Origin of the sequence: Streptomyces sp. WM4235 (genome assembly GCF_001279725.1) — a bacterium.
In the GTDB taxonomy this organism is placed as follows: Bacteria; Actinomycetota; Actinomycetes; order Streptomycetales; family Streptomycetaceae; genus Streptomyces.
In genome coordinates, this window is the sequence record NZ_LGDE01000274.1 from 1 (window position 1) to 502 (window position 502).

The following is a 502-nucleotide window of genomic DNA, read 5'->3' on the forward strand; positions in this document are numbered from 1 at the left end:
CCCCTCATCCCCCGCCCCCACTTCCCCGCCCCGCGCCTCCCGCGGCTGCTCATCCCGTGCGGGGAACCCCCCCCGCCGACATCGACGCCGCCCTCTACGCGGGCCCCGATCCGATCGCCTTCGACTACCCCACCCACGCCCTCGCCCTGGTCCCCCTCGCCGACTGGCCCCTGTGGGCATTCCGACGCCGAGCAACCCGCCGACGACCCCAGTACCCCGACCAACAGACGCGAGCCGCTCTCTTCGACCGCATCACGCACGAAGGACCGCTCCCGCTGCGCCGGCTACGCGAGGGCGCTGAGACAGGCACCGGATGGGACTGGGGGCCGACCAAGACCGCCGTGGAGTTCCTCCTCTGGTCCGGCGAACTCGCCTCCACCCGACGCACGGGCGGACAACGCCTGTTCGACCTCGCAGAGCGCTCCATCCCCGCCGACCACCTGAGCGACGAACTCACCGACGACCAATGCCTGATCCGACTCCTCGGCCACGTCGGGACGGC

The 502-nt window shown here is 72.3% G+C and carries 1 protein-coding gene; it reads left to right on the forward strand.

Annotation, left to right across the window (positions count from 1 at the left end; genetic code table 11):
- Positions 1 to 56 precede the first annotated feature (56 nt).
- The coding region (locus ADK55_RS19355; RefSeq protein WP_199826567.1) for a DNA glycosylase AlkZ-like family protein at positions 57 to 502 on the forward strand (446 nt) is incomplete at its 3' end.